Origin of the sequence: Flavobacterium sp. (assembly GCF_965262375.1) — a bacterium.
Taxonomy (GTDB): domain Bacteria; phylum Bacteroidota; class Bacteroidia; order Flavobacteriales; family Flavobacteriaceae; genus Flavobacterium.
Genome location: NZ_OZ253527.1, coordinates 2,792,235 through 2,813,777 on the forward strand (window position 1 = coordinate 2,792,235; position 21,543 = coordinate 2,813,777).

The following is a 21,543-nucleotide window of genomic DNA, read 5'->3' on the forward strand; positions in this document are numbered from 1 at the left end:
AAAATGCTTTATTTCAAAATTTTATCAATAAACAAGAAGAGTAGCAAAGAAATTGAGATAAAACTTAGACAATTTGCCTCAAAAAGAAACTTCTCTTTAGACTTTAGTTCATCTACAACAGATAGAAATGAATTAAAAAAATTTTTAGGATTGGAAGATGATAAATCATTAAAACTTACAAGACTTAGAAGTTCATTTGAAATTTTCTTGCCAAAAATCATTTTAAAATTTGATAAATCCACTGGTTATACAGTTTGCAAAATAAGACTCTGCTTTCTTTCAAGTTTTATGTTTTTAATTATTTCTATATCAATACTATTTGGAATTTACAATTCAATTAAAACTAATCAGTTAGAAAATGACTTATACGATTCAATCCTATTTCTAGCACTATTTATTATCTTAACACAAATTGAAATTTATTTATCAAAAGTAAAAATTAAGAAAACTCTTAATAGTTAATCTAATAAACAAACTAATTTCTTAAACAATTATAATTTAAGAGATATAAAAAACAAGTTACTTCTTCAACAAATCGGTAACTACTTTTTGTGCGGCGTGTAAACCAAATAAAGCTGGCATCCAACTATTTGTGCCGTAAAAAGATTTCTTGAAGTTACTTCCATCCGTCATTTTTACACTAGAGTAATCTGGACGCTCATGTGAATAAACCACTTTGACTCCACTCGAAATCCCTTCGGCTTTCAAGCGTTTACGAACTTGTTTCGCCAGTGGACAATAATCCGTTTTGCTAATATCACGCACGCATACTTTTTCTGCTTCGAACTTCCCTCCTGCGCCCATGTTACTGATTATTTTTACCTTTTTCTTTTTAGCGGCAATAATCAAATTTAATTTTGGGGTAATGCTATCAATACAATCCATTACATAATCAAATTCGTTGGTCACCAATTCAAAAGCACGCTCAGGAGATAAAAACTCTTCTACTACCGTCAATTCAATTTCAGGATTAATATCTTTTATACGTGCTGCCATTAACTGTACTTTTGGTAAACCTACCGTGGTATGCAAGGCGGGTAATTGTCTATTAATATTGGTAATATCCACTACATCACCATCTACTATGGTCATTTTCCCAACACCAGCACGGGCTACAAACTCAGCAGCAAACGAACCTACACCGCCCATCCCTACTATCAATACATTGGAGTTTCTTAATTTTTCTAAACCTTCTGGTTTAAACAATAATTCTGCTCTTTCTTGCCAAATTGCCATATTCTTCTACTTCAATTTTAAATGGTTAAAGTTTCAAGTTAAATACTTCTAAAAAAGTACGTTCCACTTGTGCTTCAATATTTATATTTTTTATTTCAGAAGCCTTAGCATAGACTTCAAATATCGTTTCTTCAATGGTATCCGTTTCTAAAAAAAATTTATCCTGGGGTATTTTTTTAAAAACTGAAGCAAGTTCAGGATTCCTGAGTAAATATTTTCCAAAAGACAAATAAAATCCGTTTTCCAAAAGCGATTGTGCTACTTGACTATTTTTAGAAAACCCATGAATAATCATAGGCGTTTCTATCTGTAATCGTTTTTTGATTGCAATAACCTCTTGATATGCCGAAACGCAGTGCAAAATTACAGGTTTTTTATGTTTTTTTGCAAGTAAGAGTTGTTTTTCAAAAACTTGGATTTGAATTTCTAGTGAAGTAGCAATACGTTTATCTAAACCACATTCGCCTAAAGCCAAACAATTTGGCTCTTGCAATTTGGCATCAATAATCTCTAAATCAACCGCTAAACTATCTAAATTAATATACCAAGGATGAATCCCTATAGAATAAAACGGAAGTTGGTCATCAAATTCTTGCGGATATTGATTGACTATTTCTAAAACCTCAGGATTGTTTTTATAGTGGTGTGTATGCAGATTGAATTTCATTTTGCAAATTTATTCAATTGCCTTGGAATTATAATAGGATTAGGAAAGATGTACCTTTATTTAATCATGAAACTTCTTTACTCCCGCACGTATTTCTATGGGTAAATCGTTTTCACTAGGTACAACAGGACAAGAATACCTCTTATTAAAGGCACAATACGGATTGTATGCCTTATTAAAATCTAAAATAACCATATTGGTTTTAGGAATTCGCATATCAATATAGCGTCCTGCACCATAGGTTTCTACACCGTTTGTATAATCGGTAAAAGGCAAAAACAGATAATCTTCATATCCTTTCTTCTTTTTTAGCTCCTGGTTTTGATATACAAAAAGTTCTAATTTTTTCCCATCTAACTCAAAACGCAACAAGCCATACACTTTATATTTTGGCAATCGGTCCGTAGAAGTTTTCATTTGAAAAACCTTCCCTCCTTTTATTTTTATAAATTCAGCTTGCACTAAATAGCTATCATTTACTGGAAAAAAGTCTAAATGCTTAAATTTTACTAAATCTTCCGCCTGTAAAGGAGAACTAATACTATCCGCAAATTCTTTATTCAAACGTTCTTGAAATTGGAATGCCGTTTCAATAGCTGTTTCAGTCTGTGCTTGCAAACGAATCACCATAAAGAAAGCGAATAGAAATAGAAAGTGCTTCATTAATCGGAGTATTAGTTTGGGTAAAGATACCTATTTACGCCAATTTTTAATGTTAAATTATTCCAAATATCGTCTTATCCTACCCTTTTCCTAGTAGCTATTTTGTACATTTGAGGGTCAATCAAATCGTATGCTCAAAATAGCCTTTGCTCGTTACATCAACAACTTTCGTGGTTTTTCAAAAGAAATCTGGATACTTACTTTAATGACGTTTATCAACCGTGCGGGAACCATGGTTATACCATTTTTATCCAAATATTTAAAAGAAGATTTACATTTTAGCTACAATCAAGTGGGAACTATTATGGTGTTTTTTGGCATTGGTTCCATGTTGGGTTCTTGGTTGGGAGGCAAATTGACCGACAAAATAGGCTTTTACAAAATCATGCTTTTTAGTTTGTTTACCAGCGGAGTGGCATTTTTTTTAATAGAACGCATCAAATCATTTACAGGTTTATGTATAGGCCTGTTCTTGATAATGACCATAGCCGATATGTTTCGTCCAGCCATGTTTGTGTCACTCAATACCTATGCCACTAACCAAACCCGCACACGAGCACTTACACTCGTACGATTAGCCGTAAATTTAGGTTTTGCACTAGGACCAGCCCTTGGTGGTTTAATCATTATGGGCTTAGGCTATAAAGGATTATTTTGGATAGATGGCGCCACTTGTATCTTGGCCATTCTCATCTTTGGATGGTTTGTAAAAGACAAGCCAAAGGATACCGCAACGAATTCAGCAACAAATTCAAATACGAGTAACGTGCAAAATTCTGTATTCAAAGACAGTCCTTTTTGGGTTTTTGTAGGTTGTTGTATGATAGGAAGTATTCTTTTCTTTCAACTTTTCAGCACCATTCCACTCTATCATAAAGAACAGTTTCATCTCAATGAATTTCAAAGTGGTTTATTGCTTATGCTAAACGGACTTCTTATTTTCTTTTTAGAAATGCCTATCGTGAGCTATGTAGAACGTAAACAAATCAATAAAGTAAAAATGGTCATTTTAGGTACTTTAGCCATGACCCTTGGTATATTTATCATGGTTATCGATAGTTGGGTTGGTATTTTAATTGTCATGATGCTTTTTATGACTTTTGGTGAAATTTTCATCTTTCCTTTTTCCAATTCACTTGCTATGGCTCGCGCGCCAAAAGGACACGAAGGTCGCTATATGGCAATCTTTACTATGAGTTTCAGTGCGGCTCATATTTTGAGTGCCAAAATGGGAATGTCTATTATTGAATATTTCAAAAAAGATGCTTTATGGAAATATAATGCCAATTGGATTTTTATGGGTTTTCTAGGAATTGTAGCTATTTACTTAGGCTATCGCACTTACCAACTCACTGAAAAAGAAAAAATTGCCCACTAAATCGTATTGATTTCTTAAAATTAACTTAAATTTTAGTTAAACAACTATAAAATTAGTTGCATAACTAAATTTATAGTTATAAGTTTGTTTTAGTCAAAAAAAAACGAACAGTTAATTGTAAGAATCATGCAAAAATTAACCAATAAAGAAGAAGAAATCATGCAGATTTTATGGAAGCTCAAAAAAGCTTTTGTAAAGGAAGTCATGGCTGAAATTACCGAAGAAACCCCACACTACAATACTTTGTCAACTATCATTAGAAACTTAGAAGACAAAGGTTTTGTAGGACATCAGGCATTTGGAAATACGCATCAGTATTACCCTATAATCACTATGGAGGATTACCGCAAACGCTTTATGAGTACGGCTATTGAAAATTATTTCAACAGTTCCTACAAAAGTTTGGTTTCCTTTTTTGCCGAAGAGGATAAAATATCCGCAGCAGAATTACGCGAAATCATTGCATTAATCGAAAACAAGAAATAAGATGGAAACACTACTTATTTATTTCGCAAAGGTTAATTTTCTAATTATTGTCTATTTTTTAGCCTATTATTTCTTACTTAGAAAAGAAACTTTTTTTAATAGTAATCGATGGTTTTTGCTATCAGGATTAGCGACTTCCTTAGTATTGCCGTTGTTTTTCATTAAAAAATACATCCGTATTCCTGAGCCTACTTTTATTACTGAACAGTTGAGTAGCTATACGCCTACTACGGTTATTACTGCGCCTAGTACCCCTGTTGCACCTCCCATCGATTGGACACAAATAGCAATCCTTGGTTATGCCACGATAGCGTTAGTATTATTTATTAAAATTGCGGTGAATCTAATTTCTTTATTCAAATTATTATACAAAAAAGAAATTATTCGCAGAGGGAATTTTGCATTGGTAGACCTAGACGATAACATTGCACCATTTTCATTTTTCAATTATATTGTTTTTAATTCTAACTATTACACTACAGAAGAATTACAAAGCATTTTGCTCCATGAAAAAATCCATAGTCAAGAAAAACATTCTATAGACGTATTAGTTGCTCGCTTATTTTGCATTGTTTTTTGGTTTAATCCTTTGGTGTGGTTGTACAAAAAAGCGATGATGCAAAATTTAGAATTCATTGCCGACCATAAAGCCTGTCAATTATTTGAAGATAAAAAAATATATCAAAAAGCATTAGTAAAAGTAGTTGCACAACAAAACTGCTTAGCTATTACTAATCATTTCAACACATCATTAATTAAAAATCGAATCGTTATGTTAAACAAAGCCCAATCACAAAAGAAAAACTCTTGGAAGTACGCTTTAATTTTACCAGCGTTAACCGCATTTATGTTCTTTTTTCAAATTAAAACCATTGCTCAAGAAATAAAAGATAATCAAAAAGTAGCCGCTTTAGTGTGGAGTAAAAACGCAACAGAAGAAGAATTTAAAGAAGACGCTAAGAGATTAAAAGAATTAGGTGTTACCCTAAAATTTTCAAAAATTAAAAGAAACAACAAAGGTGAAATCACCGCAATTAAAATTGAATACAAAGATGCTAATGGTAAAACAGGCATGACGCATATTCAAGATGACGAACCTATTAAACCGATTTATTTTCATAAAACGAGAGATAAAATTGGTTTTGGGAAAAGCAATGATATCCGCATAGCACATCATTTAAATGATGACAAAGAAAATAATTTTGGTTTCTCATTTTTAGGCGATGATAAAGACATCATGACCCAAATAGAGAAAATAGAAATTCCTGATACGCCAGAAGCTCCTGAAGTTTTGGAGGAAATTGAAAAAACAGAAACTCCCCTAGCGCCTTTAGCTCCAGAATCTGCTGATGCACCTAAAACGCCTAAAGCGCCAAAAATGAAAAGCTTTAACAAAAGTATTATCATCAAAAAACAAAATGATGGCAAACCAGAAATTATTGTTAATGGCAAAAAATTAGATGTAGATTCAGATGAATACAAAAAAATGACGGAAGATTTTGATGGAAAATTTGAATTCAAAATGGATGAAAATGGCCCTATGGTTTTCAAATTCAACGACGATGAAATGTTCAAATTCAATGCTGCTGATATTGACAAAATCACTAAAGAAGCTTTAGAAAATTCTAAATTGCACATGAAAAAAATGCGTGAGCGCATGCAAAAAATGCAAGATAAAGACGGAAACATGAAAATTGAAATTGAAAAAATAAAACCTGAGGACTTCAATTTTAACTTCAACTGGGACGATAAAGAAAACAGCGAAACCGACATGAAAAAGGCACGTGAAGAAATGCTAAAAGCCCGCGAGGAAATGCTAAAAGCACGTGACGAAATGTTGAAAGCTAAAGAAGAAATGCTTAAAGCAAAAGCGCAAAGTAAAACGAGAAAAGCATAAAATCAGAAAATGAGGCAGGATTGTTTCCTGCCTTATTTTGTTTGCTCTGAGTTGTACTTCCTCATAATTTCTTTTAATTGTGCTTTTCTATCCAGGGCTGCTTGCACATCCTTAGCCTTAGCTTTATGCAATTTATCGTTGTATTTTTTGATGTTTGCTGAATTTTTGCGACTCATAAATATTTTCTTTTAATATCTTCTAAAGACACATCCGTATATATCAAATCGTGAATAATTTTAGTTCTTAACACCGTAATATCTTCTTCAAAATATTTCGCCCATTGGGTCAAATTCAAAATATTTCGAGCATTCTTCAACCTTTTTTGGGTGTCTGCACTAGTTCTTAAAACCGCTTTCCCATCATAGATAGGAAGTAGTTTATGCTGATAATTAATTTCGTTAGTTTCACGATTCCAAGCTATAAAATACAATAAATCGTGATTATTATCAGGATAAAACCCATCCCACTTCGCAAAACCAACTTTAACTTTTAGGGTACTCAATCCATGATCAACCAATCGCCATTTGGCATTTGCAAAACGCCCCCAATGATTAGACACCCTATAAAGTCCATCTTTATCATAAAAATATTGACTCCCAGATTTACTAACAAAATCAGGTTTTCGATCTAAAATCAAATCAGGATCAACTTCTTGAAAAATACAGAATGTATTTTTGAGTGAATTAATCTTTGGATAATATTTCAAGTTTCTTTTTTCCAAATGTTTAAATAAAATATAAAAAAGTTTGTAGTGATAATAAATACACTATTTTTGCTCACAAAATTAATAAAACAATTGATTGTGCAGAGTTATAAATTTTGCAAAATCTTTATTTCAAACAAAATAATTCAAATGAAAAAAATTTTTGGAATTAGCTTAGCTACCTTAGCTATTGCATGTAATGGACTTATCGGGAATGGTTTTACTGTAACAGGAGAAATTAACGGTTTAAAAGACGGAACTAAAGTTTTTTTACAAAAACAAGATGAAAATACAGGAATGCCTGTTGCTATCGATACAGCAAAAATAGAAAAAGGTAAATTTGTTTTTGAAGGTGAGGCTAAAGAACCTCAAGTACACATGATGTCAATTGAAAACCAACAAGGTGGTTTTATCTTTATACTTGAAAAAGGTGATATCGTAGCAAAAATAAACAAAGACAGTATTGGCCGCGCAAAAGTATCAGGTACTTTCAACAACGATGAGTTAATCAAGTATAATAAAAACATGGAAAGTATCTCTAAAAAGATGATGGCTTTTCAGACAGAAAATATGGCAAAAATGCAGGAAGCTCAAAAAAAGAACGACACTGCAACTATGCAACAATTAAGCACAGAATTCAGCAAATTCCAACAAGAATTCATAACAGCTGGTTCTAAATACATCAATGAAAATCCAAAATCATTCATTTCATTATTATTAATCCCTACTTTATTCAATGCTCCATCAGCTGATGCAGCAAAAATCAAGAAAACATTTGAAGCACTAGATTCAGATATTAAAGAAACCGCTGCTGGTAAAAAAATCAAAAAACAATTAGAAGAGTTTGAAAAAGCTATGGGTGCCGCTAAAAAAAAAATGAGCTAGGCAAAAAAGCACCCGATTTTAGTGCTAAGACTCCAGAGGGTAAAACTTTACATCTAAAAGAAGTATTAGGAAAAGTTACCGTTATAGATTTTTGGGCATCATGGTGTGGTCCATGCAGAAAAGAAAACCCACACATGGTCACACTGTACAAGGAGTTTCATAACAAAGGATTAAACATTTTAGGAGTATCTTTAGACAAAGAAGCTTCAAAATGGAAAGAAGCAATTCAAAAAGATCAATTAAACTGGAATCATGTTTCTAATTTGAAGCAATGGGAAGAACCGATTGCAAAAATGTATCAAATTGAAAGCATTCCATCTACAGTTATCTTAGATTCCAAAGGAAACATTGTAGCCACAAATCTATTTGGAGAGGAATTAAAAACTAAAATTAAAGAATTACTTACGAAATAAGTCTTACAAAGAGGCAGTCTAAATGGACTGCCTCTTTTTTTTTGACATCAACATAAAGTTGTGATAAAAAAAGCACACGATCTTGTTTTGTGGCAATCCCTTTTTGTAATGTAAATAAATAACTCCAGTGTATCTTTGTCGAAAAGACTTAGCATAAACCAAAAAAAAATCATGAAAAACAACTGGATTACACACCCTATAATCTTAAAAGGAGATCAAATAACACTCCTGCCATTAGAAAAAGAACATTTAGCCGATTTATTTCTTGCGGCATCTAACAAAGAAATATGGGAACTAACCTCGATAAACTATTCTGTTGATACTATATTTTACCCCAATTTCAACAACGCTATAGAAGATAGAGAAAAAGGAACGGCATACCCGTTCATAATCGTTCACAAAACTTCAAACAAAATTATTGGCACCACTCGGTTTCTTGAAATAAACCCAAATGACAAAAAAATTGAAATTGGTGTCACTTGGATTATGAAAGAATATTGGGGAACTACGGTAAATTTAGAATGTAAACTTTTGTTGCTAGATTTTTGCTTTGAAAATTTAAAAACGAACAGAGTACAATTTAGAGCAAAGGACAACAATACCCGTTCAAGAAAAGCGATTCAAAAAATTGGAGCAACATTTGAAGGTATATTAAGAAAAGATAAAATAGAACCCAACGGTATCGCTAGAAACACAGCTTTTTATAGTATTTTGGACGATGAATGGGAAAACGTCAAACAAAATATAAAAAAACAAATAGAGAAAAAGCGTACCACTCTATAGTTCAGCACTTGCGTTTCACAATCAAATAAAAAAAACTACACTAACCTTGTAGCAATTTCTTCGTTCAATCTAATTTTGCCACAAAGTTGTGAGAAAAAAAAATCTAACAAAAAAAACTTCACTAAACTTGTGGCAATTTCTTCGTTCAATCTGATTTTACCACAAAGTTGTGAGAAAAAAAATTCTAACAAGTTTGTGAGAAAATATTTTTTTTTAAAAAAATGTTCACAAACTTGTTTTACGAGAACCTTTAAAAGACTCCCTAAGAAAAACATAAAAAAAATAAAAAAATCCTCCTTTTTACGGATTTCCGTAACCAAGGTATTTTTTATTTTTATAGTTTAGCGGTAACAAACTAAAAGCTACGGAACTTCAGGAGAAGCTCGGGTGGGCTTTGAACACAAGATGCGTAAAATGAATATCAAGGTGCGCATATTTGTGAGTTAGTGGCAATTTTAACACAACAAACACTAAAAAAATATGGCTTTTGTTTGGTCATTTGGAATAAAATTTAATTGTTTAGAAGATGCAGAAAAAGCTAAATCTGCAATCAATAAAATAATTTTGAGTGATAAAACTGAAGTCGGTCTTTATAAAGGAATTTCATATAAAGATGGAGATATAACTCTAAATGAATGCACTTTAGACTTAATGGCGGAAAACATGCAAATTGCTGGGAACCAAAAATTATTATCTTATCCATTCTATTACGAAATTAGAGACGCTTATTATAATTTTTTACTTAACACAGAAAACTTCACTATGGCATTTTTTGAGTTTGAAGGAGCCGACAGAATAGCCCACGAAGACATTATTAATGATATTAATCAATATGGACTAGGAGAAATTTTGAATAGTGATAATTGCATTGATTTAAAGGTTAGCGATACAATCTTTCAAAGTAAAAGAATATTGGACGGTCTAGTTTTATCAAATGAAAATTTAAAAAAACTTAAAAAAGAATATTCAGAATTATTTGAACCGTTTAAATCTGGATATTACTGGTTACCAATAAAAACAGCCGCTAATCGAGTAGACTGCCCTGCTCATTAAGAACAGGGAGAGCCTCTCAATTTAGCGAAGCGGTATCTTGAAATTCTTCTAAGAAACAAAAAATCCCTTTTAACACAAGGGATTTTACTTTCTAATTCTTCAACATCGCGAAGATTTCATCTTTAATAAAAAGCAACTTGGCTTTCAGCTCGTGCAGGTGCTCGTCGGTGGTTGCCTCTGCTCCCGAGTGGTATTTGTTGATTTCGTGTTCCACTTCGTGATACTCATCAAATAATTTTTTGAAATGATTGTCACTCGTTTTTAAAGTGTGCATCTTCTCGGTGTATTCAGGAAACTCGTTGAGTAAAGGATGTCTTTCCATAGTAATATATTTGTTTAAGGTTATTTTATTTTTAGTTGATTAGTTTAGAAGGTTATATGTTTAAAAGTTTTTCAACCACTAAGAACACTAGGAAGGCTCTAAGTGCACAATGTTTTTGTTGTGTTAAAGATGGAAGAGCACTAAACACTTTGCTTTTTTCATCCACTAAGAACACAAGGAAGGCACTAAGTGCGTAATTTTTTGTTGTGTTAAAGATCGAAGAGCACTAAACGCTTCACTTTTTTCAACCACTAAGAACGCAAGGAAGGCACTAAGCGCGCAATACTTTTTGTTGTGTTAAAATGGATGAACGTTAAACGCTTCGCTTTTTTAAACCACTAAGAACATAAAGATGGCACTAAGTGCGCAATGTTTTTTCGTGTATTAAAAATCGAAGAGAGCGCTAAACACTTCGTTTTTTTCAACCACTAAGAACACAAGGAAGGCACAAATTTCACCAAGTCTTATAAACTCATAAACATCTAAACTTTTAATCTTTGTCTCTTTGTCTCTTTGAAACTTTGAAACTTTGAAACTTAAAACTATTTTTTATCGGCAATGAGGCGTATTTTGAACAAACAAACTCATGCTGCTTGGGGAGAGGAACGGGATATCTAACCCTAATCCTCTAAGGATGAACAAAATCCCAATGACCATCGTTACAACGGGGATGATTTTCTGGATGCGGGTGCGTACCGGCACGGTTAACCATTGCGAGACATACACCACCATACTCATCATCGGGATGGTACCCAATCCGTATAGCCCCATATACAGCATGCTTAAGCTAATATCTTGTTGGGCTAACGCCCCAAATAACGCTACATAAACCAATCCGCAAGGCAACAACCCATTCAAGATTCCAATGGTATAAAAGGATGGATAGGTTTTCTTTTTCAAGGTCTGTCCTAAAGCAGATTTGAGTTGGCTAATCCACTTAAAGACAGGTTTTGAAAAATTATATTGGGCGAAGACTTTTTCTGGAACTAAAACTACTACTATCATTAAAACGCCAACCCAAATTGACATTTTTTGCTGGAAACCAGCAAGAAAAAGCCCTCTACCCAATACACCAAATAAAATCCCTAAAATCGAATAGGAAGTTATTCTACCCAAATGATACAATACTATTTGTATTACTTTCTTAACCTCATGATTTCTATCCACAGGCAGTACCATCGCTATAGGTCCACACATACCCACACAATGCAAACTGCTGATTAATCCTAATATGAATGCGGTGTATATCATTTTTTTCTTTAAGATAAGAGAGAATAGACAACTAGATTAAAGACATAGATTTTAAAAAATCTATTTTCTATCAGTCTATACGCTATCTTCTATTTTTAAAGATTCACCTTCTCTTTATTCAAATACCCTTTGCCTTCATAATTCCATTCTACGGAAATGTCCCAGCGACCGCCTACCAGCTTGGTTTTAGGTATGAGCAAATTGGAAGTCGATAACGATATGGGCATATCGAAATCTTCTTGCTGATTCGACGGTCTATAAAAGGACACTTTTCCTGTAATTTTTTTATAATCAAACGAAGCTGGAAAACTAATTTCAATGCCATCCGCTTTTGTGGCTATAACCACTTTTTCTTTCAAATCATGGGCATTTTGTGCTTTATCCAATTGCGCCTGATAACCCATTTCTTTTTTATAATATTCTTCAGTAACCATCTGATGGTCGTATTTCATATCGCCCTGTACTTTGAATACAAAGTATAAAATGAATGTAATAAACAATCCAAATGCTATTACGATTCCGGTGCCCCAATTTGCTTTCATAACTTTTTGTTTTTATTTGTTTTCTTGTTTCAAGTTTCAAGTTTTAAAACCACGAAGTACACAATGAAGGCACAAAGCACGCTAAGACGCTTAAACACTCATACTTTGCTACTTTGTCACTTAAACTTTTAAACTTATAAACTTTGAACTTGAAACCTGAAACCTGAAACTTGAAACTTGAACTTTGAAACTCCTAATCAAAACTTCTCGGTCCTAAAAAGTTGGTCGTAGTCGTTTCAATCAATTTTTTTCCGTTGTAAACTTCTATTGTTATTTCTGTTTTATCGCCTTCTAAAAAGGCTGGATGTATCTCGACAAACAAAGTTCCTTGTGCTAAGCTGTCTTCTTTAACTTCTAGGTTTTGTTTACCCACCATTTGAATGCTTCCTTTAGGGCTAACTAATTTAAATGTTACCTTTTCAAAATCTTCCATGGTTTTGTTCACCACTTTATAGGTAAACACATTGCTGATGTTTTCCCCTTTGTGCTCAAACAACTGCCCTGGTAAACGCAATACGGTAGCCTCAACATCGTTACGCAAAAACAACATTCCTATAAATATCCCAATTAATATGCTTAACACCGCTACATAGCCTTTCATACGGGTGGTGAACACGAATTTTTCTTTTTTTACAATTTCGTCTTCACTAGCATAGCGAATCAGGTTGATAGGCAAATTAACGCTTTGCATGATGGTGTTACACTCGTCTATACATGCCGTGCAATTCACACATTCTAACTGTGTTCCATTGCGGATGTCAATCCCCGTAGGACACACATTCACACACTGATGGCAATCGATACAATCACCTTTACCCGCCAGCTTTCTGTCCTCCCCTTTTTTAAATTTGGCTCTACCGTTTTCGCCTTCCCCACGTACATGGTCGTATGCCACATTGATGGTTTTATTGTCTAGCAAAACGCCTTGCATACGTCCGTAGGGACAAGCGATGATGCATACTTGTTCGCGAAACCACGCAAATACAAAATAAAACACCCCTGTAAAAATGAGTAAAGCAATGAGCGTACTGCTGTTATGCAAAGGTCCTTGACGGACCATGTCCAATACGGCATCACTTCCTATTAGGTAAGCTAAAAACACATTGGCAATCCAAAAGGAAACCAAAAAGAAAACGATTATTTTAGTTCCTTTTTTTCTAATTTTTTCGGCATTCCACTCCTGTTTGGCTAGTTTGATTTGTGCGCCACGGTCGCCTTCTATCCAGTATTCGATGCGTCTGAAAACCATTTCCATAAAAATGGTTTGCGGACAAATCCAACCACAGAAAATACGTCCGAATGCCACGGTAAACAAAGCCAATCCTACTACCCCGATTATCATGGATATAACTACCAAATGAAAATCTTGTGGCCAAAATGGAAATCCAAAAATGGAAAATTTGCGTTCTAAGACATTAAATAATAAGAACTGATTGCCCTTGATTTTTATAAATGGTGCTGAAAAAAGAAAGGTTAGCAAAAAATAACTTACTATTTTTCTTTTATCATATAGCTTCCCATTTGGTTTTTTAGGAAATATCCATACTCTTTTTCCTTGCTCGTCTATAGTAGCAATGGTATCTCTAAAATCATCTGATGGTGTATGCCCTGCCATAATTTTTTATTTAATATCATTCGTTAGAAAGGAGAAATTACTTAAACTTGAATCTCCTCTTGTAACCCTCCTTCCGTCGGAATGACAAACTGCAAGTAATTATTCACTTAACAGTTTTAAACAATTCAATTTATTTGGTTTTAGTACTATCTACAGCTGGAGTTGCAGTAGCTTTTGTACCGTCTTCTTTCCATTCGTCACCTTCAGGAGCTTTTGCACCTGCTGGATTAGTGCCTTGTAAACTCAACACATAACTCGCAATTTTTTGAATTTCTGATGGTTTAATTTGGTCTTTCCATGCAATCATCCCTTTTCCTGCGCGTCCCCCTTCCATAATGGTGTTGAATACATTTTTGATGCCTCCGCCATTAATCCAGAATTTATCGGTTAAATTAGGTCCAATAGCTCCTCCTCCATCGGCTTTATGACAAGCGATACAATTGGTTTGGAAAATAGCTTTACCCGCATTGATACTTTCGGCATCGGTCAACAAAGTAACTTTATCTTTATCCATCAAGTCTGGAGCCGTTTTTTTGTATTCTTCTACCTGAATTTTGGCTTCTGCCATTTCTTTTTCAAACTCAGCGGTTTGATTGTCGTAATCTAACACATGGTAACGCACTAAATAAATTAATGAGAAAGCGATAGTTCCGTAGAAAAGATACACCCACCAAGGCGGCAATACATTGTCCAACTCCTGAATGCCATCGTAATTGTGATGCATAATCAATTCGCTTTCTTCCTCAATTTTGCGTGTGCGCGTTAATTTTTGCATGATGCCTTTGAAGAATTGTGTTTCAGCAAAAGGTAAATTTTCTTCAATTTCTTTGGCTTTGCGCTGTTCTTCAGTTAAGAAAGTATCTAAAATTTTATCCGTAGCACTCATAACTACCTCTACAGCTACAAGAACTAATAAGAAAATCAATAAGATTAAGTTAAGTACAGGATATTTGATAAATGCTGGACGGTCGCCAGAGTCGATGAAGAATTCCATTGCGATGAAAAACATCGCAAAGAGAACAGGAATTCTTACATATATAGGAAACATTTTTTTCATTTTTTCTTATATTTTTGAAAGTTCGTCAGTGGTTCCTTCTGCAAAAGGAAGATTACTCAATTGGTTGATTTTCTCTTTTTTATAGGTAAAAACCCAAAAATATAATCCTACAAAAAAGAAGAAGAAAATCAGTAATGAAAGGATAGGATATATCTCAATCCCTGAGATATTTTCCATAGTATGTTTTACAAACTTTAACATAACCTATTAGTTTTGAGCGTCTTTTACTTTTATATCAGTTCCTAAGCGTTGTAAGTAAGCGATTAAAGCCACGATTTCACGATTTTTCATCGGTACAAATTCTTCACCACGTGCTTTTGCATTTTTCTCACTTTCAGTATAACTTTTCACAAAATCAGGGTCATTTTTCAAGTTTTCCTCAATTTTAGCCGATTGTGCAGCAATAGATGCCTGTGCATTTTTGATATCCTCTTCGGTATAAGGTACTCCTAACGTTTGCATCACACTCATTTTCTTTTCAATTTCAGCATAATTAGCTGGTTTGTTATCAAACAACCATTTATAACCTGGCATAATTGAACCTGCCGAAGTACTTTGTGGGTCCCACATGTGGTTGAAATGCCAGTTGTCATTGTATTTTCCACCTACACGCATTAAGTCTGGACCAGTACGTTTAGAACCCCATAAGAACGGATGGTCGTACACATATTCCCCTGATTTAGAATATTCGCCATAACGGGCTACTTCAGAACGGAACGGACGTACCATTTGCGAGTGACAGCCTACACAACCTTCACGGATGTATAAATCACGACCTTCTAATTCAAGCGGTGTGTACGGTTTTACACTAGAAATGGTAGGAATGTTTGATTTCACTACGATAGTTGGTACAATTTGAATTACCCCACCTATTAAAATAGCTATAGTTGCTAAAACAGTCAATTGAATGGGTTTACGTTCTAACCATGAATGGAATTTTTCATTCTTCATACGATATGGCGCAATGGTAGCTAAAGCTGGTGCTTCTGCTAATTCATCTTCCACTACTTGACCGTTAGCTACTGTTTTGTAAGCATTGAATACCATCACTAACATACCCACTAGGTATAAAGTACCACCAATAGCACGCATAGCATACATAGGCATAATTTGCGTTACGGTTTCTAAGAAGTTACCATATACTAAAGAACCATCAGGATTGAATTGTTTCCACATAGAAGCTTGAGCAAACCCAGCTACATACATAGGCAAAGCATATAAAATAATCCCTAAAGTACCTATCCAGAAATGGAAGTTGGCTAATTTTTGAGAGTATAAAGACGACTTAGTTAATCGTGGCAACATCCAATAAATGATACCAAACGTCATAAATCCGTTCCAAGCTAAAGCTCCTACGTGTACGTGCGCTACAATCCAATCGGTAAAGTGCGCAATCGCATTTACATTTTTCAAAGAAAGCATTGGCCCTTCAAACGTTGCCATACCGTACCCAGTAATAGCTACTACAAAGAATTTCAATACTACATCGGTACGTACTTTGTCCCAAACTCCACGCAGGGTTAACAACCCATTAATCATACCACCCCAAGATGGTGCAATTAACATGACTGAGAATACTACCCCTAAGTTTTGAGCCCAATCAGGCAATGCCGTATATAATAAGTGGTGAGGTCCTGCCCAAATGTATAAGAAGATTAATGACCAGAAGTGAATGATAGATAATCTATAGGAATACACAGGACGGTTGGCCGCTTTAGGCATAAAATAATACATCAATCCTAAGAATGGAGTCGTTAAGAAAAATGCTACTGCATTATGACCATACCACCATTGTACCAACGCATCTTGAACTCCCGCATAAACAGAGTATGATTTCATTCCGCTTACTGGTAATTCCAAACTATTAAAGATGTGTAATACCGCTACCGTAATAAATGTGGCTATATAAAACCAAATGGCAACATACAGGTGTCTTTCACGACGACGTAAAATCGTCATAATCATATTTACCCCAAAAACTACCCAAATTAAAGCAATGGCAATATCTATAGGCCATTCTAATTCAGCATATTCTTTAGATGTCGTATATCCTAAAGGCAAGGAAATAGCCGCAGCTACGATAATTAATTGCCATCCCCAGAAATTTAAGTTACTCATAAAGTCACTGTACATTCTAGTTTTTAGCAAACGCTGAATGGAATAATAATATCCCGCAAACATCGCGTTCCCTACAAAGGCAAAGATTACTGCGTTAGTGTGTAAAGGGCGTAAACGTCCGTAGCTCAACCACGAAATACCATCTGTCAAGTTGGGAAAGAGATACATAGTGGCTAACAAAAGTCCTACTAACATCCCCACAACTCCAAAAACGATGGTCGCGTATATGAACTTGTTTACAATTTTGTTGTCATAATAAAATTGTTGCATTTCCATAATTACTCTCGATTTTCTGAATTTATATTTGTTTTGGGTTTACTCTTTTTGATTTCGTCTTCGAATAGCATTCGTACCGAAGGCGTATAGTCATCGTCAAACTGACCACTTCTAACCGCCCGTATAAAGACATACAGAAAAGTCACAGCCAGCACGATGCTGATGCAGATTAGTAAATAAATAACACTCATACCTTAAATTTTATATTTCAAAGTTACCCTTACGCTATGGGATAAAATATGATATTTGTCATACCTTGTTTTTTAGTAATTAGTAATTAGTGATTAGTGATTAGTGATTAGTAATTAGTGATTAGTAATTAGTGATTAGCAATTAGTGATTAGCAATTAGTGATTAGCAATTAGTCTATAAGGCTTACTCTTTACTCTTTACTCTTTACTCTTTACTCTTTACTCTTTACTCTTTACTCTTTACTCTTTACTCTTTACTCTTTACTCTTTACTCTTTACTCTTTACTCTTTACTCTTTACTCTTTACTCTTTACTCTTTACTCTTTACTCTTTACTCTTTACTCTTTACTAATCTTAGCATAAAAATTACTCATCAACGTCACAAAACTCACAATAGTAACCGTACTCAACGGCATAATGATGGCCGCTACGATAGGCAATAAATTTCCAGTCACGGCATAACTGAGTCCTACCACATTATAGAGTAAAGACAAACCAAAACTCATATAAATAGTTTTCATCGCATTTTTTGAAAAACGAAGGAAATAATCAATTTTTGAGAATTGCGAAGCATCCAGAATTCCATCACAAGCAGGAGAAAACACATTTACATTTTCTGAAATAGAAATCCCGACATTGCTTTGTGCTAATGCTCCCGCATCATTCAGCCCGTCACCTATCATCATTACATTTCTGCCTTGTTTTTGAAGGTTTTCAATGTAAGCCAGTTTTTGTTCTGGTTTTTGATTGAAAACCAAAGTAGTATCAGTAGGCAACATTTTTTCTAAAATCTTGCGTTCGCCATCGTTATCCCCAGAAAGCACCACGAGATTATACTTCTTGGCTAAGTTTTCAAATAGTTTTTCTAAACCTTCACGATATTGATTGTTAAAGACATAACTTCCTTTATACACCCCATCGATTTCCACATGAACCTTGGTTTTCTTATGGGTGTTTTCGCTCATGTGTTGTAAGAACTGTGAAGAACCTAATTTTACCGAATGCCCATCGATTTGTGCAAAAATGCCTTTGCCTGTGACTTCTTCAAAATGGGTTACTTCCAACTTATCTTGATTTGGTATAAAATCGTATAATCTCCTACTTAAAGGGTGATTAGAACCTCGAAGCACATTTTTGAGTAATCTTAATTCTGATGAATTTAATTCAGTCCCTTCATAGGTAATTGCTGTCTTTTTATTAGTGGTGATGGTTCCTGTTTTATCAAAAACTAGGGTGTCTACTTTGGCAAATTGCTCAATAACGGTAGCATTTTTTAAATAGAGTTTTTTGTACCCCATAATTCGGAGCACATTCCCTAAGGTAAAAGGTGCTGTAAGCGCTAAAGCACACGGACAAGCCACTATCAAAATAGCGGTAAATACATTGAAAGCTGTTGCAACTTCTCTGAATATCCAAAATCCAAAAGACACAAAAGCTAATAAAAGTAACGCTGGGGTAAAATAACGGCTGATGGTATCGGTTATATTCTTATACTTCTGTTCCACTCTTTTTTGAAACACATCGTTACTCCACAATTGGGTTAAATAACTCTGCGAAACCGAGTGCAACACTTCCATTTCAATAATTTTTCCAATTTGTTTCCCACCTGCATAGACTTTATCACCTGATTTCTTTTGAATTGCCACCGCTTCCCCTGTTACAAAACTGTAATCGATTGAGGCTTCGGGCGAAATTAGAATACCATCCACAGGAATCAATTCTTGGTTACGAATCAACAATCGGTCGCCTTTCGCAATATCGTAGACTTGAATAGGCTCTTCGCTTCCATCCGTATTAATTTTGGTGATAGCTATTGGGAAATACGATTTGTAATCGCGCTCAAAGGATAAGAAATTGTAGGTTTTTTGTTGGAACAACTTTCCTAATAACATAAAGAAAATGAGTCCGCACATACTGTCAAAAAAACCTTGACCGTAATTAAAAATAATATCTACGGTACTTCGTACAAACATCACGACAATTCCCAAAGCAATGGGAATATCGATATTGAGCATTTTAGATTTGATACTTTTCCAAGCTGAAACATAATACCCCCAAGCCGAATAAAAAAAAGGTGGTAAGGCCAAGGCAAAAATCAACCATCGGAAAAAACCTTTGTACTGCTCAATCCAAAACTCACCTACTTCAAAATACTCTGGAAAGGATAACAACATTATATTCCCAAAAGAGAAAAACGCTACTCCAATTTTGTAAATTAACGTTCTATCAACTGCCTGCTTTTTATTTTCATAATTTTCCAGACTGATGTAAGGCTCGTAACCTATAGCACTCAGTAATTCGACAATATCCTTTAAATTAGTTTCCGACGGACTATAAGTAATCCTCACTTTTTTCTCGTGGAAATTTACTTGAGAAGAGGCTATACCTTTGTTTAACTTTTGTAAATTTTCCAAAATCCAAATACACGAACTGCAATGAATATGCGGAATATACAAACTTACAATGTGTATTTGTTGCTCTTCAAAATCCAATAATTTAGAAACTATTATTGAATCATTTAAAAAGTCGTATTTTCCTTTGATATCTTGTGGTGTAGCTCCTGGAGCCTTTTCGAAGTCGTAATAACAGGTTAAATCATTTTGACTAAAAATCTCATATACTGTTTTACAGCCCACACAGCAGAAAGACTTTGTATCAAAAATAATTTCCTCACGCTTCACGACCTCGTTCCCACAATGAAAACAATTATTAGTGCCCATAAAATTTGCTCATTTACCTGTAACAAATGTCACAATAAGACAATCTTTAAACTATGATATTTGTCATACTTTGAATATCTTTGAATACCGAAATTTGTGCTATGAGCAAATGTGAACAATGTATCGTTAGGCAATTCAGTTCCCTGAAAGCCCTAACAAAAGATGAATTATTACGAATGGCCGACTGCAAAACGTCGTACACCATCAAAAAAGGAGAACCTATTTTTGAAGAGGGTGAAATGACTAATGGGGTATATTGTGTTAAGGATGGGGTTTGTAAGATGACCAAACTCAGTGCCAATGGTAAAGACCAAATTGTAAAACTGGTTAAAGCTGGGGAGCTTTTAGGGCAACGCTCCATGATTAGCGAACAACCAGCCAATTTGAGCGCCGTAGCCTTAGAGGATATGGAGGTATGTTTTGTCCCTAAAAGTGAAATATTACATTTTTTCAATCAAAACAATCAATTCTCCATGAATGTTATGAAAACCATTTGTGGCGATTTGAAAGAAGCTGATGACCACATGGTGTCTATGGCACAAAAAAGTGTAAAAGAACGATTGGCAGAGACTTTGGTTTACCTAGAAGAAAATTTTGGCACCAACGAAGACGGAAGCCTACGCATACAACTCTCCCGAGAGGAATTAGCGGGCATGATAGGCACAGCTACAGAAAGTTGTATTCGTTTATTATCAGAACTCAACAAACTTGATTTAATTAGTATTAGCGGAAAAAAGATAGTACTCAAAGATAAAAACAAGCTGAAAAGATTATCAGAATAAATAAAGGCTGTCAATAAAAATGACAGCCTTTATTGTATTACAAATTTTAAAATACTATTTCAATTCATCCACAGGACCATCCCATTCAGAAAAACCACCCATTAAATTGTAAGTAGTTCCAAATCCCATTTGATTCATAATACCACAAGCTTGTGCACTACGCCCACCTGCTTTACAATACACATAGTAGTTTTTATTTTTATCCAGTTCATCAACCTGATAAACAAAACCTTGCCCTTTATAAATATCAATATTTATAGCATTAGGAATTACCCCATCCATACATTCGTCAGCAGTACGTACATCAAGGACAACAGCATTATCGTCCTCCTGAAGTTTTGCCCACCAATCTTCTTGTGTTAAGTTCATAAATAATATTAATTAAGTTGGTTAATTTACATCTTTTCATTCTCAAAAAAGTATTCAAATTTAAAAAAACTATCAGAGAACAGTCAATCTATCTCTAAAAAAATTTAACAAATTTTTAATCATATTTGTATATACA

Annotated in this window: 23 protein-coding genes and 1 pseudogene; 9 read left to right on the forward strand and 15 right to left on the reverse strand. The window is 34.3% G+C overall.

Annotated elements, in window-relative coordinates:
• Positions 1-3: 3 nt before the first annotated feature.
• Entirely contained in the window at positions 4-462 is a 459-nt protein-coding gene (locus tag ACQY29_RS12770; protein ID WP_428225565.1) for a hypothetical protein, read from the forward strand.
• A 57-nt stretch (positions 463-519) separates the two neighbouring features.
• Here ACQY29_RS12770 and ACQY29_RS12775 read toward each other — a convergent pair whose 3' ends face one another.
• Genes ACQY29_RS12775 through ACQY29_RS12785 form a run of 3 tightly spaced genes read right to left on the reverse strand, consistent with a single transcriptional unit; the run spans position 520 to position 2,566 of the window.
• Positions 520-1,236 carry a tRNA threonylcarbamoyladenosine dehydratase gene (locus ACQY29_RS12775; RefSeq protein ID WP_428225566.1) on the reverse strand — a complete coding sequence of 239 codons (717 nt, stop codon included), beginning with the start codon at positions 1,234-1,236 and terminating at the stop codon, positions 520-522.
• Between the two features lie 25 nt (positions 1,237-1,261).
• Positions 1,262-1,903, reverse strand: coding sequence for a TatD family hydrolase (locus ACQY29_RS12780; RefSeq protein ID WP_428225567.1), 642 nt, complete (start codon positions 1,901-1,903; stop codon positions 1,262-1,264).
• A 60-nt stretch (positions 1,904-1,963) separates the two neighbouring features.
• Entirely contained in the window at positions 1,964-2,566 is a 603-nt protein-coding gene (locus tag ACQY29_RS12785; RefSeq protein WP_428225568.1) for a DUF1684 domain-containing protein, read from the reverse strand.
• A 130-nt stretch (positions 2,567-2,696) separates the two neighbouring features.
• Between ACQY29_RS12785 and ACQY29_RS12790 the strand changes: the two genes are divergently transcribed.
• From ACQY29_RS12790 to ACQY29_RS12800, 3 genes are all read left to right on the forward strand, one after another.
• Positions 2,697-3,944 carry an MFS transporter gene (locus tag ACQY29_RS12790; RefSeq protein WP_428225569.1) on the forward strand — a complete coding sequence of 416 codons (1,248 nt, stop codon included), beginning with the start codon at positions 2,697-2,699 and terminating at the stop codon, positions 3,942-3,944.
• A gap of 126 nt (positions 3,945-4,070) precedes the next feature.
• The gene (locus ACQY29_RS12795; RefSeq protein WP_428225570.1) at positions 4,071-4,430 is read left to right on the forward strand and encodes a BlaI/MecI/CopY family transcriptional regulator; all 360 of its coding nucleotides are present in this window, start codon (positions 4,071-4,073) and stop codon (positions 4,428-4,430) included.
• Position 4,431: 1 nt separating this feature from the next.
• A complete protein-coding gene (locus ACQY29_RS12800; RefSeq protein WP_428225571.1) occupies positions 4,432-6,327 on the forward strand; it encodes a M56 family metallopeptidase in 1,896 nt (631 codons plus the stop codon).
• A 32-nt stretch (positions 6,328-6,359) separates the two neighbouring features.
• On the opposite strand, the gene ACQY29_RS12805 is transcribed toward ACQY29_RS12800, so the two are convergent.
• Positions 6,360-6,503, reverse strand: a complete 144-nt coding sequence (locus ACQY29_RS12805) for a hypothetical protein (protein ID WP_428225572.1) — start codon at positions 6,501-6,503, stop codon at positions 6,360-6,362.
• The gene (locus ACQY29_RS12810; RefSeq protein ID WP_428225573.1) at positions 6,500-7,048 is read right to left on the reverse strand and encodes a hypothetical protein; all 549 of its coding nucleotides are present in this window, start codon (positions 7,046-7,048) and stop codon (positions 6,500-6,502) included. Before ACQY29_RS12810 ends, ACQY29_RS12805 begins: the two co-directional genes overlap by 4 nt.
• 132 nt (positions 7,049-7,180) lie before the next feature.
• On the opposite strand from ACQY29_RS12810, the gene ACQY29_RS12815 reads away from it, so the two are divergent.
• The 4 genes and pseudogenes from ACQY29_RS12815 (at position 7,181) to ACQY29_RS12830 (ending at position 10,164) form a co-directional block, all read left to right on the forward strand.
• On the forward strand, positions 7,181-7,915 hold the full coding sequence (locus tag ACQY29_RS12815) for a DUF4369 domain-containing protein (protein ID WP_428225574.1): 735 nt from the start codon (positions 7,181-7,183) through the stop codon (positions 7,913-7,915).
• Positions 7,916-7,926: 11 nt separating this feature from the next.
• A pseudogene (locus tag ACQY29_RS12820) lies at positions 7,927-8,328 on the forward strand (peroxiredoxin family protein); the annotation flags it as partial.
• Between the two features lie 171 nt (positions 8,329-8,499).
• Positions 8,500-9,111: a GNAT family N-acetyltransferase gene (locus ACQY29_RS12825; RefSeq protein WP_428225575.1), complete on the forward strand. Its 612-nt coding sequence runs from the start codon at positions 8,500-8,502 to the stop codon at positions 9,109-9,111.
• 480 nt (positions 9,112-9,591) lie between these two features.
• Positions 9,592-10,164 (forward strand): hypothetical protein, encoded by a 573-nt coding sequence (locus ACQY29_RS12830; protein WP_428225576.1) that lies wholly within the window; start codon positions 9,592-9,594, stop codon positions 10,162-10,164.
• Positions 10,165-10,255: 91 nt separating this feature from the next.
• Here ACQY29_RS12830 and ACQY29_RS12835 read toward each other — a convergent pair whose 3' ends face one another.
• From ACQY29_RS12835 to ACQY29_RS12875, 9 genes are all read right to left on the reverse strand, one after another.
• Positions 10,256-10,486 (reverse strand): YdcH family protein, encoded by a 231-nt coding sequence (locus ACQY29_RS12835; protein ID WP_428225577.1) that lies wholly within the window; start codon positions 10,484-10,486, stop codon positions 10,256-10,258.
• 549 nt (positions 10,487-11,035) lie between these two features.
• Complete coding sequence (locus ACQY29_RS12840) at positions 11,036-11,737, reverse strand: sulfite exporter TauE/SafE family protein (protein ID WP_428225578.1); 702 nt, start codon at positions 11,735-11,737, stop codon at positions 11,036-11,038.
• 95 nt (positions 11,738-11,832) lie between these two features.
• A complete protein-coding gene (locus tag ACQY29_RS12845; RefSeq protein ID WP_428225579.1) occupies positions 11,833-12,279 on the reverse strand; it encodes a FixH family protein in 447 nt (148 codons plus the stop codon).
• 193 nt (positions 12,280-12,472) lie between these two features.
• The gene (gene ccoG, locus ACQY29_RS12850; RefSeq protein WP_428225580.1) at positions 12,473-13,894 is read right to left on the reverse strand and encodes a cytochrome c oxidase accessory protein CcoG; all 1,422 of its coding nucleotides are present in this window, start codon (positions 13,892-13,894) and stop codon (positions 12,473-12,475) included.
• Positions 13,895-14,024: 130 nt separating this feature from the next.
• Positions 14,025-14,951 carry a cbb3-type cytochrome c oxidase N-terminal domain-containing protein gene (locus tag ACQY29_RS12855; RefSeq protein ID WP_428225581.1) on the reverse strand — a complete coding sequence of 309 codons (927 nt, stop codon included), beginning with the start codon at positions 14,949-14,951 and terminating at the stop codon, positions 14,025-14,027.
• A 6-nt stretch (positions 14,952-14,957) separates the two neighbouring features.
• On the reverse strand, positions 14,958-15,152 hold the full coding sequence (locus ACQY29_RS12860) for a CcoQ/FixQ family Cbb3-type cytochrome c oxidase assembly chaperone (protein WP_428225582.1): 195 nt from the start codon (positions 15,150-15,152) through the stop codon (positions 14,958-14,960).
• A 6-nt stretch (positions 15,153-15,158) separates the two neighbouring features.
• Entirely contained in the window at positions 15,159-17,345 is a 2,187-nt protein-coding gene (ccoN, locus tag ACQY29_RS12865; protein ID WP_428225583.1) for a cytochrome-c oxidase, cbb3-type subunit I, read from the reverse strand.
• 2 nt (positions 17,346-17,347) lie between these two features.
• A complete protein-coding gene (gene ccoS, locus ACQY29_RS12870) occupies positions 17,348-17,536 on the reverse strand; it encodes a cbb3-type cytochrome oxidase assembly protein CcoS (protein ID WP_428225584.1) in 189 nt (62 codons plus the stop codon).
• Between the two features lie 338 nt (positions 17,537-17,874).
• Positions 17,875-20,256 (reverse strand): heavy metal translocating P-type ATPase, encoded by a 2,382-nt coding sequence (locus ACQY29_RS12875; protein ID WP_428225585.1) that lies wholly within the window; start codon positions 20,254-20,256, stop codon positions 17,875-17,877.
• Positions 20,257-20,357: 101 nt separating this feature from the next.
• On the opposite strand from ACQY29_RS12875, the gene ACQY29_RS12880 reads away from it, so the two are divergent.
• Entirely contained in the window at positions 20,358-21,038 is a 681-nt protein-coding gene (locus ACQY29_RS12880) for a Crp/Fnr family transcriptional regulator (protein WP_428225586.1), read from the forward strand.
• 54 nt (positions 21,039-21,092) lie between these two features.
• Here ACQY29_RS12880 and ACQY29_RS12885 read toward each other — a convergent pair whose 3' ends face one another.
• Positions 21,093-21,407, reverse strand: coding sequence for a rhodanese-like domain-containing protein (locus ACQY29_RS12885; RefSeq protein ID WP_428225587.1), 315 nt, complete (start codon positions 21,405-21,407; stop codon positions 21,093-21,095).
• Between the last annotated feature and the right edge of the window lie 136 nt (positions 21,408-21,543).

Coding starts and splice junctions, on each gene's coding strand:
- ACQY29_RS12770 (WP_428225565.1), top strand. CDS start 4: ATGCTTTATTTCAAAATTTTATCAATAAACAAGAAGAGTAGCAAAGAA.
- ACQY29_RS12775 (WP_428225566.1), bottom strand. CDS start 1,236: ATGGCAATTTGGCAAGAAAGAGCAGAATTATTGTTTAAACCAGAAGGT.
- ACQY29_RS12780 (WP_428225567.1), bottom strand. CDS start 1,903: ATGAAATTCAATCTGCATACACACCACTATAAAAACAATCCTGAGGTT.
- ACQY29_RS12785 (WP_428225568.1), bottom strand. CDS start 2,566: ATGAAGCACTTTCTATTTCTATTCGCTTTCTTTATGGTGATTCGTTTG.
- ACQY29_RS12790 (WP_428225569.1), top strand. CDS start 2,697: ATGCTCAAAATAGCCTTTGCTCGTTACATCAACAACTTTCGTGGTTTT.
- ACQY29_RS12795 (WP_428225570.1), top strand. CDS start 4,071: ATGCAAAAATTAACCAATAAAGAAGAAGAAATCATGCAGATTTTATGG.
- ACQY29_RS12800 (WP_428225571.1), top strand. CDS start 4,432: ATGGAAACACTACTTATTTATTTCGCAAAGGTTAATTTTCTAATTATT.
- ACQY29_RS12805 (WP_428225572.1), bottom strand. CDS start 6,503: ATGAGTCGCAAAAATTCAGCAAACATCAAAAAATACAACGATAAATTG.
- ACQY29_RS12815 (WP_428225574.1), top strand. CDS start 7,181: ATGAAAAAAATTTTTGGAATTAGCTTAGCTACCTTAGCTATTGCATGT.
- ACQY29_RS12825 (WP_428225575.1), top strand. CDS start 8,500: ATGAAAAACAACTGGATTACACACCCTATAATCTTAAAAGGAGATCAA.
- ACQY29_RS12830 (WP_428225576.1), top strand. CDS start 9,592: ATGGCTTTTGTTTGGTCATTTGGAATAAAATTTAATTGTTTAGAAGAT.
- ACQY29_RS12835 (WP_428225577.1), bottom strand. CDS start 10,486: ATGGAAAGACATCCTTTACTCAACGAGTTTCCTGAATACACCGAGAAG.
- ACQY29_RS12840 (WP_428225578.1), bottom strand. CDS start 11,737: ATGATATACACCGCATTCATATTAGGATTAATCAGCAGTTTGCATTGT.
- ACQY29_RS12845 (WP_428225579.1), bottom strand. CDS start 12,279: ATGAAAGCAAATTGGGGCACCGGAATCGTAATAGCATTTGGATTGTTT.
- ccoG (WP_428225580.1), bottom strand. CDS start 13,894: ATGGCAGGGCATACACCATCAGATGATTTTAGAGATACCATTGCTACT.
- ACQY29_RS12855 (WP_428225581.1), bottom strand. CDS start 14,951: ATGAAAAAAATGTTTCCTATATATGTAAGAATTCCTGTTCTCTTTGCG.
- ACQY29_RS12860 (WP_428225582.1), bottom strand. CDS start 15,152: ATGTTAAAGTTTGTAAAACATACTATGGAAAATATCTCAGGGATTGAG.
- ccoN (WP_428225583.1), bottom strand. CDS start 17,345: ATGGAAATGCAACAATTTTATTATGACAACAAAATTGTAAACAAGTTC.
- ccoS (WP_428225584.1), bottom strand. CDS start 17,536: ATGAGTGTTATTTATTTACTAATCTGCATCAGCATCGTGCTGGCTGTG.
- ACQY29_RS12875 (WP_428225585.1), bottom strand. CDS start 20,256: ATGGGCACTAATAATTGTTTTCATTGTGGGAACGAGGTCGTGAAGCGT.
- ACQY29_RS12880 (WP_428225586.1), top strand. CDS start 20,358: ATGAGCAAATGTGAACAATGTATCGTTAGGCAATTCAGTTCCCTGAAA.
- ACQY29_RS12885 (WP_428225587.1), bottom strand. CDS start 21,407: ATGAACTTAACACAAGAAGATTGGTGGGCAAAACTTCAGGAGGACGAT.